This is a genomic window from Priestia sp. VA7 (genome assembly GCF_055710015.1).
The window spans coordinates 644167-659105 of record NZ_JBVQPN010000002.1; the positions used below are offsets into that span (position 1 = coordinate 644167).

A 14939-nucleotide genomic window follows, 5' to 3' on the forward strand; every position below is an offset into this window, starting at 1 on the left:
CTTTTACATCTAAAAGCGGGGTATTCTTTGGATTATTATAAAACTAACTATTTTTATATGAATAATAAGTTTAATAGGAGGAACATCATGAAAAAGAGTAAAAAAATGCTGTGGCCACTTACTTTGCTCGTGCTTCTAATCTTTGCGCTGACTGCCTGCACGAAAGAACAGCCAAGTCTAAACGAGAAAGCACAGGCAGCTCCAGCGCAGCAAGCGGCTTCTGCTAAGCCTGTACAGCAAGAAGGAAAAAAGGTTACGAAAGATACAAAAATTGCGCTTATTTCTGAATTTACGTCAGGCACTCACGCTGCTCAGTACATAACAGGTGTGACAAAAGCGGCTAAAAAAGCAGGAGTACAGCTATCTGTTTCTGATTCAAACAATGATCAATCTAAAATGGCTGCTTATTTAGACACGGCTATTAACCAAAATGTAGACGGTATTATGATTGACCACGGCCGGGCTGAAACCCTTGAACCCGGCGTGAAGCGCGCGATTGCAAAAGGGATTCCGGTTATTGCAACCGATGTAGAACTAAAAGTAGAAGGCGTTACAACAATTGACCAAGACGATTATATGCTTGCGCTGCAAGGTCTGAAGCAAATGATGCAGGACATTAACGGAAAAGGAAACATTGTATATGCGTTTGTTGGAGGATTTGCGCCGATGGAAAAACGCGACAGCATTTATAAAATTATGATGAATCGCTATCCAGATGTAAAACAAATTGCCACATTTGGAAGCGCAACGGACAACACCTCATTAGACACACAAAATAAAATGGCAGCTGTGTTGAAGCAGTATCCAAATAAAGGAGACATTGCGGCCGTTTGGGCACCTTGGGACGAATTTGCCAAAGGAGTCACAAGAGCGATTAAAGAAGCAGGACGAGACGAGATTAAAGTATACGGAGTGGACTTATCTGATGAAGATCTGCAAATGATGCAGGCAAAAAACAGCCCGTGGAAAGCGTCAGCTGCCGTAAATCCAGCTTCAGTAGGAGAAAAGCAAGTTGATCTGCTTCTTAAAAAGATTTCCGGTCAAGAGATCCCTCGTTATTATTCCTTTGATCCGGTTTTAGTCAAACAAACTGATTTGCCTAATCAAACGATTAATATGGATCAGCTTAGTCAATACGTAGAAGAATGGGGCAAAAAAGAGTAGAAGTGGAGGGACAGACATGACGAACGAGCTTTCAATGAAGAACATTACAAAAAACTTTGGTTCTTTTCAAGCGCTGAACAAAGTTGATTTTACTGTTCAAAAAGGGGAAATTCATGCTTTATTGGGAGCCAATGGTGCCGGTAAAAGTACGTTAATGAAAATATTGTGCGGAGCTTACGACGAGTACGAAGGAAAGATCTGCAAAGACGGAGGAGAAATCTCTATTTCTTCTCCTAAAGAAGCTAAGCGCCAGGGCATCGGCATTGTACATCAAGAAGTCGATGTAGCGCTGATTCCTTCGCTGTCAGTAGCTGAAAACATTGTGTTAGACGTACAGGCTTCTAATAAAAGTAAGGCATTTGTAAACTGGAAATCTATTTATAAGAAAGCGGAAGAAGCCCTTTCTTTACTTGGTTCTTCTTTATCCGTTAAAAAAAATGTCGTTGATCTAACTCTATCAGAAAAACAGCAGGTGCTTATTGCACGTGCAATTGTACAGAATGTTGATTATTTAATTTTGGATGAACCAACCGCACCTCTTAGTGTGGAAGAGACGAAACAATTGTTTTCTGTGATGAGAGAGCTGAAGAAAAGCGGAGTAGGCATTATTTATATTTCACATCGCCTTCAAGAAGTGGTTGATATTTGCGACCGCTTAACGGTGTTAAAGGACGGACGCTATGTAGCTACAAAAGAAACTTCACATACATCAATTGAAGACGTGATTACGCTCATGCTAGGAACGTCTTCTGTAAAGCAGTGGGTCAAAAAATCAGTAGAATTTGGAAACGAACTTTTACATGTAGAAGCATTATCTCTTCCAGGGCGCCTTTCGAATATCTCTTTTCATGTAAAAGAAGGAGAAGTAGTCGGTATTGCAGGACTTGTAGGAGCGGGGAAAACGGAGCTTTGCCGAAGTCTATTTGGTTTAGAGCAATATGTGAGCGGCAGCGTTCGGTTAAAAGACAAGAAACTAAAGTTGAATAAGCAGCCGTATTATTATATTGCACAAGGTCTTTCTCTTGTTCCTGAAGAACGAAGAAAAGAAGGAATTTTTGTTCATGAATCGATTGCCGATAACTTAGTTTTGCCAAGTCTGTCCCGCTTTACAAAGTATTCGTTTTTAAAGCGAAGAAAGATCAAAGAAAAAGCGCAGAAAACGACTGGACAAGTGGGCGTAAAGTCTCATTCTATCGAGCAGTCAGTTGGAACGTTAAGCGGTGGAAATCAGCAAAAAGTAGCAATCGGAAAATGGCTTGTTACGGACTCTGACGTACTGCTGTTTGATGAACCAACTAAAGGAGTTGATGTCGGCTCTAAGCGAGAGATATTCGACTTAATTACAAATCTTGTGTCGCAGAAAAAAGGCGTTGTTTATGCAACCTGTGAATTTGAGGAGCTGCTAGGGGTAGCGGATCGAATTTATGTTATGTACAACGGAAAAATCGTGAAAGAATTATCCAAAGAAGAAGCAACTAGTGAAAAATTATTTTATTATACAGCAGGAGGAGTAAAAGGATGAGTGCGGAGTATGTAACAGAACCTGTAGCGAAACCAAAGAGAAAAATAAGTGTTTTCGACTTTTTTTATAAATATGGGACAGTCTTAATGATTTTTGTTATTATGATTATCTTCTCCATTGCCACACCTAACTTTTTAACAGGAGAAAACATTAGTGATATCCTGCGCTCTATTTCCATTGTTACCTTAATAGCGCTTGGTGTAACGATATCGTTAACCGTCAACGGACTCGATTTATCTGTAGGGTCTACGGCGGGGTTAGCCACTATTTTATCAGCCTCTATGCTTGTTTTACACAGACAAGAAATTGCAGTCGCTATCATTGTTCCGATTATTGCATCGCTTGTTATCGGGTTAGTAAATGCTTTTTTAGTAGTGAAAGTAAAGATTCCTGATATTTTAGCAACTCTTTCAATGATGTTCATCGTACAGGGGGTTTTATTAACGTATACAAAAGGCTCAGCTATTTATACCAATATGCCTTTACCAAGCGGAGACAGAGCTCCGGGAATTTTTATTCCATCTTTCCTTGCACTGGGGCAAGGTCATTTACTAGGTATTCCTGTCCCGGTTATCATTATGCTGTTGACTGTGCTGCTTGTTCATATCGTTTTTTCCTATACGAAGTTTGGGCGTTTTTTCTACGTAACAGGAGGGAACATAGAAGCCGCAAGACTTTCGGGTGTACCGGTTAATCGTTACCGTATGTATGCCTATATGTTTTCAGGTTTGCTTGCTGGAATTGGAGGAGTCGTTTTAGCTGCCCGTATTGGAGTAGGAGAAGTGAACGCCGGCTCACCATTTTTAATGGATGCCGTAGCTGCTACATACATTGGCTTCTCCGTATTTGGAGCAGGGAAACCGAATGTATTCGGGACGCTGATTGGCTCTATCTTAATTGGTGTGCTGTTAAATGGGTTAACGATGCTAAATGTTCCGTATTATATGCAAGACATTATTAAAGGAGCTGTATTAGCAGGAGCCTTGGCTTTAACGTATTACCGCTCAAAACAAACATCTACGGCTGTGTAAACAGCCGTTTTTTTCGTTTGAAATCGGGAAGAATAAGGAAAAACGATAGTATAGCCTATTATTTATGTAGAAAGAGGGAGTATAGATGAAAAGTGTCGTCATTATAGGAGGAGTAGCTGCCGGAATGAGCGCAGCTTCACAGCTTCGCCGGATGAAAGAAAAAGAAGAAGTGGAAATCCTTGTGTTTGAAAAAGGTGGAGATATCTCTTACAGCGCATGTGGCATGCCTTACTATCTGTCAGGTGTTGTAAAAGAAAAAGACGATTTGGTTGCTCGGACGAAACAAGAGTTTGAAGAGCGAAACATCTCCGTCCATCTTTTTCACGAAGTAAAAGAAGTAAATCATACAAAAAAATACATAGTAGTGCAAAATGTAAAGACGCAAACGGAAAAAGAGGTAACATATGATGAACTCATCATTGCAACTGGAACAACAGCTGTTAAACCCAATTTTATGAGTGATAACATGCCGAATGTATGCACATTAAAATCATTAGCAGACAGCGAAAGAATCTATACATATCTACAGACTCACTCCGTAGAGAAAGTCACCATTATCGGCGGAGGATATGTCGGAATGGAAGTAGCTGAAGCAATGAAGGCTTTGGGAAAAGAAGTACGGGTTATTGAACAGGGAAAGCAGATTCTATCTATTTTAGATCAAGAAATGGCAGAGCATTTGCAAAAGCAGCTAGATGACGATATTTTATTTCATTTCGAAGAAGAAGTGGAAGCATTGCTGTATTCAGATGGTTCCGTCACTCACGTTCAAACAAACAGTCAAACGTATCAAACAGATTTAGTGATTGTAAATGTAGGAGTTCGTCCGAATACGCAATTCTTAGAAAGAAACGGACTAAGGATGCTTGAAAATGGAGCTATTTTAGTAAATGAGAAGTTGGAAACCAACGTGCCTCATATCTACGCAGCAGGAGATTGTGCAACGAGCTATCACCGCGTATTAAAAAAAGATGTTCATATTGCTCTTGGAACCATTGCCAATAAGCAAGGAAGGGTTCTTGGTTACCGATTAGGGGGAGAAAAGCGAGAATTTCCGGGTGTTGTAGGTACAAGTATTGTCAAAGTGATGGACTATGAAATTGGAAAAACCGGCATTTCAGAAAGAGAAGCAAGAGAAAATTCTCTTTTATACAAAGCCATCACAGCAGAGGCTCCGAGTCATGCTTCTTACTATCCAGGAGCTGAAAAGATTGTGATAAAACTTGTTTATCATCCTGAAACAAAAGAGATTTTGGGGGTTCAAATGATTGGTAAAGAAGGAGTATCAAAACGAATCGATGTATTTGCGACAGCTATTACTTGCCGCCTGACAACAGATGAAATAACCATGTTAGATCTTTCGTATGCCCCTCCCTTTGCTACGGTATGGGATGCTGTACAAATTGCTGCTCAGAAAGCTGAATAGAAAAAGATATAGAGACAAAAGTATGTTAGCTGAAGGAAGATCCGAACAAAGTGATTCTTGATTAAGAATCAACTTCGTTGGGATTTTTTTGTGGTGAGGACGAACGCAGGCTTCATATATTTAGCTGCTTCTAGCTGTTGACTCGAGGACAAGGCGGAAATTCCTGCGGGACAAGCGGTTCGGCTCATGTATCCTATTTGTTCGTTTTTAGATTGTATTGATTTCGTTATTTTTTAATCTTTTTTCGATTCGACAAGCAGCATCTTTTGTCGAAAAACAAGTTGTAAAAAAAAGATAAATGGTATTCCTATAGTAATGTAAGCGTTTTTAAATTCCGACAAAATAATTTTTTTGCAAAAAAAATGTCTATTATTGCGACTCTATTTACATATTTAGTAGAATTTGTAATAATGCGTTATAAGCTAATTTCTTTGTCATAGGAGAGGATTTTGTGTTTGGAGTGAGAAATAGAACGAAATCAGAGAGATTATTAGTAGAAATCGTCCAAAAAAGACAAAAGATGGTGCAGCTCGGAGAAGAAAAAGGTTTGACTAATGAAGAAACCGTTACCTGTAGTCAAGAGCTTGATCAGCTCTTACTCGTTTATCAAAAGAAGCGTTTAAAAGAAGAGGAAGAAAAGACATCGTTTGCCACACTGATTAGCCGCTTTTTATCTTTTTCAAAGCTGTAATACAGGACAAGCATTCGGGATCGGGCAGTAAAACAATCATGCTGCCCGTGGCCTCTCTTCACCTTTAAAAAATGTTAATTAAAAAGATCATAAACAAAATACCAAAAATAAACGAATAAGTAGCAAATCTTTCGTTTCCATCGCCGTGGCTTTCTGGAATCAACTCTTTATAAATAATAAAAAGCATGGCTCCAGCAGCAAAAGCTAATCCATATGAAACGAGAGAATCAACAAAATTAGTTAAATAAAACCCGAGTAAAGACGTTACAATCTCAACGGAGCCTGTAAGGGTAGCAATTAAAAATGCTTTTATTTTACTGATGTTTTGCTGAGCTAAAAATAGCGCGACCAACAGTCCTTCAGGTGCATTTTGAAGACCGATTGCAAGGGCAATTAAGTTCCCTGTATTTTCAACATTTGAAGCGTAGCTAACCCCAACAGACAGTCCTTCAGGAAGGTTATGCAAAGTAATAGCGGAAACAATTAAAAGTGCTTTTTCATCAAACTGAATGCCGGTTTTAGAATGCTCAAGATCAATGTGAGGAATATTCTGCTCCAAGAGTGTTAATGTTACAACTCCAAGCAGTAAGCCAATGGCTAAGGAAAAAAAACCGCCACTTTGAAGAGATTCTGGAATCAAGCTCATAGTAGAAGCTGCTGTCATAATACCTGCAGTGAGCGCAAGAAGTATATCTTTCCAGCGATGAGTGAGTTCTTGATTCAAAAACAGAATAGGCAAAGCGCCTACTCCAGTCGATAGCGCAGAAAGAATGCTTCCAATTAGGACCTCAGTCATAAACCGTCTCCTTTTACGTATTCTTCTTTTTATCCTCAATTCACATCGTTCTTTTAGTGTATGTTTTTTTGGTTTCTATGAGCATGACTATTTTAAAAGTGAATAGCTTTATGCAATAACCTTACAAAAAAGTTGAACCAGTGAAGGTTCAACTTTTTAGGTAAAGTACAGCTCCTGAACTTGGTTAGCAATGTGCTCAAGCTTATTGGAAACTTGAGGAATGCCATATCCTACATACAAAGGAGATGTGGCAAAGCGAGGAATGATTTTCGCCGCAATTTTGCCGTTTTTAAGATTATAAAAAAATAAGTTGTAGCTCGTGCAGCTACGATGAAAATGATTTAATAAATAGTGAGCAGCCGTTTGAAGATAATCTGCAAATGCGTGCAGCTCTTTGTCAAGCTGATCCGTTATCACGTTAAATTCAAAAAAGCCCATTCTAGGTTTTACAGATAAATTAAATGTGACGTGTTCATTTTGGGCAATTGTGACTCCTTCAAACTGCTCTAGCTTCACATTTTCATTTACATCCATCTCATTTAAACCAATAATTTGCATATGAGGATGTCGTAATGATCCTCCGGACATAGGGCCGTGGTTTTTAAAGAAAAGAACAGAAGCATATTCTCCGCTGTTCATCATAGATATCCATCGTTCAGTAGCGAAGCTCAGCAAGGTGTACAGATGTTCCTTTGGATAAATAGATAGCTCCGAAGAACATTCATCGGTCTCAATAATAACCGTCTGATAAGCATCTTGCAGAACGGGAAACTTATTTTTCAGCCAAATGATAGGTCCTTGTTTTTCAATAATGCCTGTAAGAGATTCTACATCGCAAAAGGGACAGGGATTTTGCCGGTTAACGATTGTTTCAGGCTTTTGTGAACCAATCGCGGAATTAAATAATAAATGGGTTGGTTTCATAATCATTCACCTTTTTATGTAATGGTCATATGTTTATTGTATTAAAAGCATATGTATAAATCCACTTATATACATTTTTTATCAAAAAAATTGTACAAGCGGAGAGAATAACCGATGAAATAAGCCTGCTTTGATTGACTTTGAAGGGAAATTTTAGTATTATCTTGATATCAAGATAATATTAAAGGAACTGATTAAAATGACGAATGATGTAACTAGAGAAGAGTTAGACCAATCTCTTAAATTATTTATTGTACTATCTCGTGCCAATCGTTCAATTAATGATCATGTGCATAAATTTATTCAACAGCATGGAATGAATCCAACCGAATTTGCTGTCCTAGAGTTATTGTACCACAAAGGCCAGCAGCCTCTGCAGCAAATTGGCGGAAAAATTCTACTCGCAAGCGGCAGTATTACGTATGTAGTAGACAAGCTTGAGAAAAAAGGCTTCTTAGAGCGCGTTGCTTGTCCGAACGATCGTCGCGTAACCTATGCAGCTATCACCAAGCAAGGTAAGGAAATGATTGAAAGCATGTTTCCGAGTCACGAAAAAAGAATTCATGATATTTTATCCGTTTTATCTAGCGAAGAAAAGGAAGTTGCCATTTCGATGCTTAAGAAACTAGGGCACTATGCAGATGAATTTTTACCGGAATCGACTAATTAATTAAGGAAAGCTCGTTTGTTTCTGTTGAACAAACGAGTTTTTTTCTATGACTTCTTTCATGACCAATCGACATAAAAATAAAAAGTGACAAAAAATTGAAATTAACAGGAATACAGCTGGATAAAAACGAATTAGGTTACATACAGACAATAGAGGAAGGAGAACAAATGATGAAATTTGAAGATTATACATATACGCGACCTGATATGAATGAAATTGAAAAGCAATTTGAAAAGGCCATTACACATTTTACGGAAGCAGCGTCAGTCAGTCAGCAAAACGAGGCAATTCGTTTAGCAAATGATGCGTATTCCCAGTACAGCACAATGGGGAACATCTGCTATATTCGTCATTCTATCGACACAGCGAATGAATTTTATAAAGAAGAACAAGACTATTTTGATGAAACACAGCCGCTTTTAGAAGGATATGTAGAGAAATTTTACAAAGCGTTAATCTCTTCGCCTTTTAAACGGCAACTAGAAGAAAAGTGGGGCAAGCAGCTGTTCTCTCTTGCTGAAATGCAGTTAAAAACGTTCTCTCCGGAAATAGTAAAAGAGCTTCAGGAAGAAAATAAGCTATCGTCTCAATATACGAAACTAGTGGCGTCAGCTAAAATTGTATTTGAAGGAGAAGAAAGAACGTTAGCTCAGCTTGATCCGTTTATGGAGTCACCTGATCGAGGAATGAGAAAAAAAGCAGCAGAAGCGAAATTTCAATTTTTTACCGATCATGAAGAGGAATTTGATGATATTTATGACAAACTTGTAAAAGTGCGGACCAAGCTTGCTGAAAAATTAGGCTATAAAAATTTCGTAGAAGTGGGCTATGCTCGTATGTCTAGAATAGGCTACGATGCTGAAATGGTTGCCGCTTTCCGCAAACAAGTAAAAGAGTATATTGTTCCCCTTACTGAAAAACTAAAAAAGCGTCAGCAGGAAAGAATTCAAGTAGAGAGCTTAACTTATTATGATGAACCGTTTCAGTTTGAAACAGGAAACGCAGTGCCAAAAGGTGATGAAAAGTGGATTATTGAAAATGGACGAGTTATGTATAAGGAGCTTTCTAAAGAGACGGACGAATTTTTTTCATTTATGCTTGAAAATAATTTGATGGATCTAGTCGCTAAAAAGGGCAAAGCAGGCGGAGGCTACTGTACGCTTATTGAAGAATACAAAGCACCGTTTATTTTTTCAAATTTTAATGGAACATCAGGGGATATTGATGTGTTAACGCATGAAGCAGGGCATGCTTTTCAAGTGTATTCCAGCCGAGATATGGAAACCAATGAGTATCACTGGCCTACGCATGAAGGAGCTGAAATTCATTCGATGAGCATGGAGTATTTTACATGGCCTTGGATGGAGTTGTTCTTTAAAGAAGACAAAGATAAATACCAGTTTTCTCATTTAAGCTCAGGCTTAACTTTCTTACCTTACGGGGTAGCGGTAGATGAATTTCAGCATGCTGTATACGAACGTCCTGAGATGACGCCTTCGGAACGAAAACAAACGTGGCGAGAAATTGAAAAGAAATATATGCCTTCTAAAAACTATGACGGCCATCATTATCTAGAAAGCGGGGGCTTCTGGCAGCGCCAGCTTCATATTTACACGTCTCCGTTTTATTATATTGATTACACGCTCGCTCAAATTTGTGCATTTCAATTTTGGAAAAAAGATCGAGAAAATCATGAGCAAGCATGGCAAGATTACGTTCATTTGTGTAAGCTTGGCGGAAGTAAGCCGTTTTTAGAATTAGTAGAGGAAGCGAATTTGATCTCTCCATTCGAAGAGGGCTGCGTGCAGTCTGTAGTAGATGAAATTGAAAACTATTTAAATAGTATTGATGATAAAAAGCTATAAAAAAAGAGATTGAGACACAACAAAATCAATCCAATCTAAAGACGAACAAATGGGATAAACAATCTAGTATGAATCGCTTGTTACACCGCCGTTGATTTCCGTGCAAGGCTTCGCTTTCCGCGGGCGGCCGGTGAGCCTCCTCGGCGCTCATGCTCCTGCGGGGTCTCACCTATTCCGCTTTCCCCGCAGGAGTCTTCGCCTTGCCCCCCAATCAACAGCTAGAAGCACCTAGATTAAATCTACGTTCACCCTCATAATAAAAGAATCCCAATGAGTTTGACTCTTAATTAAGAATCAAACTTGTTCGGATCTTTCTTCAACTAACATACTTTTGTTCCAGCCTCTTTTTTTAATGATTAATTTCTTGTTCCCATAAAGGAATCGTAAGGGAAACGCTGGTTCCTTCGCCAACAGTGCTTTTAATCTCAAATGTTCCTTTATGCTGATACAAAATGTTTTTAATCACAACAAGTCCAAAACCGGTACCTGAGGGCTTCGTAGTAAAAAAAGGCTTTTGAATGTGCGTAAGCAAATGTGAAGGAATGCCGACTCCTGTATCTTTAATGAAAATAGTAAGATCTTTAGTATGCTGAGTAACGTTTAAATGAATTTCTCCTCCGCTAGGCATAGCTTCAAGCGCATTTTTTAACAAATTAATGAGTACTTGCTTAATTTGATTTGCATCACAGCAGATGTATGTATGCGGGGCTTCCACCTGCGTTTTAACTACGACATTTTTTAATACACATTCTGATTCATACAGAAGAATAACGTCATTTAAAATAGTAGAGAATGCGTGCTTTTTCATAACCGTGTCATGAGGTTTAGCGAGCAATAAAAATTCTCCAACGATTGAGTTAATACGATTCAGTTCGCTCAGCATGATGGTTGTATAAGAATGATAGCGGCTGCTGTCTTCATGAATAAGCTGAATAAATCCATTCAGAGAAGTAAGCGGATTTCGAATTTCATGAGCGATTCCCGCTGCCATTTCGCCAGCTAAAGATAACTTATCGGTTTGGCGAAGAAATTTTTCTGTTTCTTTTTCTTCTGTAAGATCGCGTGAAATACCAAAAAGCGCAACGACTTGCTGATCACGATTAAAAATAGGTGAAACAGTGATTTCTACATCAATTATTTTTCCGTCTTTTCGCTTATCTTGAGTTTCAAAGGCTACCAGCTTTTCTCCTTTTTTAACCCTTTCTAATCGGCTTTCAGCGCCGCCTTTTAAGCCAGCAGGAATGAATGGAATGGCTTTTCCGACAATTTCTTCAGCTTTCCATCCGTATATTTGCTCAAAAGCATCGTTTACTTTAATCACTTTACCGTCTAGACTGAACACGGAAATGGCGTCGCGATTGTATGTAAAAAAAGATTGTAAATACTCTTGAGCTGAGTACAGTTCATCTTCGGTTTTGTTCATTTTGACCGTCTTAATAGCAATCAGTTTTTTAGAGAAATGAGCACAATACAACAAAATAATCATTGTGATCAGCGTAAACAAAATGAAATAAACGATATCTAATTTCACGAAAGTCACAGATGTAAAAAGAGTGTTGCTTACATAAAAGTACAAAACAATTATTATGGACATTAATGTAGAAATTACAATAGCGACATAGCTATAATAAATAAAGCTAACAATAATTCCAAGAAACAAAAATAAATAATTAATAACAGCAGGTTCAATAGATGTGATGTACGCAATATAGGCATAATAGCATATAAAAAAAGAATACATAATGATAGCAGGATGAAAACGAAAGTAGTACATAGCCGTCACTACCAATAATAAAATTCCTCCGCTTATAAAAACAATCATATGAGGATCAGCTGCAATAAAGTGGTATAACACAATGTGGACAAAATACAGCAGCCAAAAAATAAGTAAAAGAATAAAATTCCGTTTTTTTATGAGGTTGTGTGATTCCATAAAAAATCCCTTTCTTAAATGGTGAATAATTTTATAGGAGAATAACTTTATAGTCAGCTAGTCGCTCGATATAGTGATATATCACTCATATTAGCATAGTTACAACTGTGTGAATAGCCGAATTGAGTACTTTGACTAAGGAAGATAGATCTAGAATACAGCTAGTCATAAACTATTAAGGAAATATGAGGGGAATATGAATGAAATGAAGGGGATGTAAAGCTTTTGTGATAACCTTGTAAAAATGAACTTTTTTCTAATTGGATAGGCTATACTGCCAGTAGAGCCATATGAATGGTGACTACATAGAGGCTCAGATGATTCGAAAGGAGACGGTAAAATGAACAAAAGTTTATTAGTCAAGTTATTTGGATCACTTCTAGCAATTATGTTAATCACAGCATGCAACTCACAAACGGATGAAAAAGATGCCACAGAACAGCAAACAGAACAGTCGGATGATACTCAAGCGGAGGATACAACTACAGATGATTCACAGGAAACAATGAAGCAAGACGAAGCAGATGATTCATCTGGGGATGAAGCATCTGATGATCAAGAAGAATCAACGGATAGTGCTGACGAAAAAACAGATGAAAGTAAATAAACGTAAGTATTTTTATAAAAAAAAGCGACTCAAGTAGAGTCGCTTTTTCTATTAGTTTTGTACGGTGATTTCGGTTGCTTCATTTAACGTTACGTTCACTGTCGATACGTCTGCGTCATCTAAAAGTAAGTCTGTAATTCGATCTTCAAGCTGTTCTTGAATTGCTCGGCGGAGCGGTCTAGCACCGAATGCAGGGTGATAGCCAAGTTCAGCCAGTTTTTCTTTTACTTCAGCTGCTACGCTCAGCGTGATATTTTGTTCTTGTAATGTTTCTTTTAATTCAGCAAGCATAAGGTCCACGATTTTAATCAAGTTGTCTTTTTCAAGATGATTAAATTCAATGATTGTATCAAATCGGTTTAAAAACTCTGGTTTGAAATAAGATGAAAGTGAATCTAAAACGGATGCCTGTTTAAGTGCGTCATTTTCTGCGTCAAACCCAACCGTAATTTTCTTTTCACCTACACCAGCGTTACTTGTCATAATGATAACTGTGTCTTTAAAGCTTACTGTGCGACCTTGACTATCTGTTAGACGTCCATCTTCTAGAATTTGCAGAAACATATGCTGAACGTCTGGATGAGCTTTTTCAATTTCATCTAGTAAGATGATGGAATAAGGATTACGGCGTACTTTCTCTGTTAATTGTCCTGCCTCTTCGTGACCTACGTAGCCAGGAGGTGAACCGATTAATTTAGACACCGCGTGTTTTTCCATATATTCACTCATATCTAGACGAACCATAGCATCTTTTGAGCCGAACAGTTCTTCAGCTAATGTTTTGGTTAACTCTGTTTTACCGACACCTGTTGGGCCGACAAATAAGAATGAACCAATTGGGCGATGCTTCGCTTTTAATCCAGCGCGAGAACGTCGAATCGCTTTTGCTACTTTTTCTACAGCTTCCTGCTGTCCGATTACTTTTTGAGCTAAGTGCTCTGCTAAATGCTTCATTTTTGCTGATTCATTTTCTTGAAGTTTACCAACAGGGATACCCGTTTTCTTTTCAATAATTGCTTGAATATCAGCAATATCCACATTCATTTTTTGCTGTTCTTCGTTTAGTTGTTTTTCAAGAGCAGCTTCTTCATCTCGCAGTTTTGCTGCTACTTCATATTTTTCATCCTTTAGCGCCTGCTCTTTTTCTTTTGTAATTTCTTTTAAGCGAGCGGCCGCGTCGTCTTTATTTGTAATGCCCGCCTGTAAGTTCATTTTTGAACCTGCTTCATCTAGCAAGTCAATTGCTTTATCAGGCAAGAAGCGATCTTGAATGTAGCGGTGTGATAAATTTACACAAGCGCGGACTGCTTCATCTGTATAGCTAACGCCGTGATAATCTTCATATTTACTTTGGATTCCTTTTAGAATTTCAACGGCTTCTTCTACAGACGGTTCGTGAACCATAACCGGCTGGAAGCGTCGTTCAAGAGCCGCATCTTTTTCAATGGAACGGTACTCTTTTAAAGTTGTAGCTCCGACTACTTGAAGTTCGCCTCGTGCAAGAGCTGGTTTTAAAATATTGCTTGCGTCCATTGAACCTTCCGCTGAACCAGCTCCTACAAGAAGGTGAATTTCATCGATAAATAAAATCACGTTTTTTCGCTGTTGAAGCTCAGAAATTAACTGTTTCATGCGCTCTTCAAATTGACCGCGCACGCCGGTATTAGCTACGAGAGATGCTACATCTAACAGATATACATCTTTATTTAACAGCTTGGCAGGAACTTTTCCTTCCGCGATTTTTAAAGCTAACCCTTCAACAACAGCTGTTTTACCAACACCGGGTTCTCCGATTAGTACCGGGTTGTTTTTGTTTCTTCTATTTAAAATTTCAATGACACGCTCTACTTCTTCTTCTCGGCCAATAACAGGGTCAATTAATCCCGTTTTCGCAATTTGAGTTAAGTTTCGACCGAACTGGTCTAAAAAGCCTCCGCTGCCATTTCCTTGCTGTGGCTGCTCCGGTGCAGCTTGTTCGTGCGCCATTTGATTGAATAAATCATCGATGTTCATAAAGCCGCCACCTCCAAAACCTGATGGGATTTTATGTTCTTTCATTAGTGCTTGATAACATGTATGACATAAACGATATTGAGATTTTTGGTTATTTGTTTGTACATTTAATTGAATAGATGCTTCACGTTTATTACAGTTTTGACAAATCATTTAATTAGCCTCCCTAAATGATTTTAATCGAAGATCAGCAGGTGTTTGACCTTTCTTGACCTTTCGTAATTTCATTATACTTTGACCTTTTTTGACTTTCAAGTCTTTTGCTTAAAAAATTTTTGAAGGAAGTTCCTCGCTTAT

General features: G+C 38.3%; 13 protein-coding genes. 8 read left to right on the forward strand and 5 right to left on the reverse strand.

The features are described 5' to 3' along the window. Positions 1-87: 87 nt before the first annotated feature. The 5 genes from AC0C45_RS09775 (at position 88) to AC0C45_RS09795 (ending at position 5834) form a co-directional block, all read left to right on the forward strand. A complete protein-coding gene (locus AC0C45_RS09775) occupies positions 88-1164 on the forward strand; it encodes a sugar ABC transporter substrate-binding protein (protein ID WP_016763384.1) in 1077 nt (358 codons plus the stop codon). A 16-nt stretch (positions 1165-1180) separates the two neighbouring features. Next, positions 1181-2686, forward strand: a complete 1506-nt coding sequence (locus AC0C45_RS09780) for a sugar ABC transporter ATP-binding protein (protein ID WP_237893689.1) — start codon at positions 1181-1183, stop codon at positions 2684-2686. Beyond that, a complete protein-coding gene (locus tag AC0C45_RS09785) occupies positions 2683-3717 on the forward strand; it encodes an ABC transporter permease (protein ID WP_237893690.1) in 1035 nt (344 codons plus the stop codon). Before AC0C45_RS09780 ends, AC0C45_RS09785 begins: the two co-directional genes overlap by 4 nt. 85 nt (positions 3718-3802) lie before the next feature. After that, positions 3803-5143 carry a CoA-disulfide reductase gene (locus tag AC0C45_RS09790; RefSeq protein WP_472928120.1) on the forward strand — a complete coding sequence of 447 codons (1341 nt, stop codon included), beginning with the start codon at positions 3803-3805 and terminating at the stop codon, positions 5141-5143. Between the two features lie 451 nt (positions 5144-5594). Further along, a complete protein-coding gene (locus AC0C45_RS09795; protein WP_016763388.1) occupies positions 5595-5834 on the forward strand; it encodes an aspartyl-phosphate phosphatase Spo0E family protein in 240 nt (79 codons plus the stop codon). A gap of 64 nt (positions 5835-5898) precedes the next feature. Here the strand turns inward: AC0C45_RS09795 and AC0C45_RS09800 are convergent, their stop codons facing one another. Continuing rightward, the gene (locus AC0C45_RS09800; RefSeq protein WP_016763389.1) at positions 5899-6630 is read right to left on the reverse strand and encodes a ZIP family metal transporter; all 732 of its coding nucleotides are present in this window, start codon (positions 6628-6630) and stop codon (positions 5899-5901) included. 156 nt (positions 6631-6786) lie between these two features. Further along, positions 6787-7554, reverse strand: coding sequence for a DUF4931 domain-containing protein (locus AC0C45_RS09805; protein WP_047931157.1), 768 nt, complete (start codon positions 7552-7554; stop codon positions 6787-6789). A 199-nt stretch (positions 7555-7753) separates the two neighbouring features. Here AC0C45_RS09805 and AC0C45_RS09810 point away from each other — a divergent pair, with 199 nt between their 5' ends. Beyond that, positions 7754-8224 (forward strand): MarR family winged helix-turn-helix transcriptional regulator, encoded by a 471-nt coding sequence (locus tag AC0C45_RS09810; RefSeq protein WP_013082231.1) that lies wholly within the window; start codon positions 7754-7756, stop codon positions 8222-8224. 170 nt (positions 8225-8394) lie between these two features. Further along, positions 8395-10089, forward strand: coding sequence for a M3 family oligoendopeptidase (locus tag AC0C45_RS09815; RefSeq protein ID WP_237894127.1), 1695 nt, complete (start codon positions 8395-8397; stop codon positions 10087-10089). Between the two features lie 80 nt (positions 10090-10169). Here the strand turns inward: AC0C45_RS09815 and AC0C45_RS09820 are convergent, their stop codons facing one another. After that, entirely contained in the window at positions 10170-10304 is a 135-nt protein-coding gene (locus AC0C45_RS09820; RefSeq protein ID WP_257063089.1) for a hypothetical protein, read from the reverse strand. Positions 10305-10438: 134 nt separating this feature from the next. After that, positions 10439-12022, reverse strand: a complete 1584-nt coding sequence (locus tag AC0C45_RS09825) for a PAS domain S-box protein (RefSeq protein ID WP_472928121.1) — start codon at positions 12020-12022, stop codon at positions 10439-10441. A gap of 340 nt (positions 12023-12362) precedes the next feature. Here AC0C45_RS09825 and AC0C45_RS09830 point away from each other — a divergent pair, with 340 nt between their 5' ends. Beyond that, on the forward strand, positions 12363-12629 hold the full coding sequence (locus AC0C45_RS09830; protein ID WP_047931154.1) for a hypothetical protein: 267 nt from the start codon (positions 12363-12365) through the stop codon (positions 12627-12629). Between the two features lie 51 nt (positions 12630-12680). Here the strand turns inward: AC0C45_RS09830 and AC0C45_RS09835 are convergent, their stop codons facing one another. Continuing rightward, on the reverse strand, positions 12681-14795 hold the full coding sequence (locus AC0C45_RS09835) for an ATP-dependent Clp protease ATP-binding subunit (protein ID WP_472928122.1): 2115 nt from the start codon (positions 14793-14795) through the stop codon (positions 12681-12683). Positions 14796-14939: the final 144 nt, after the last annotated feature.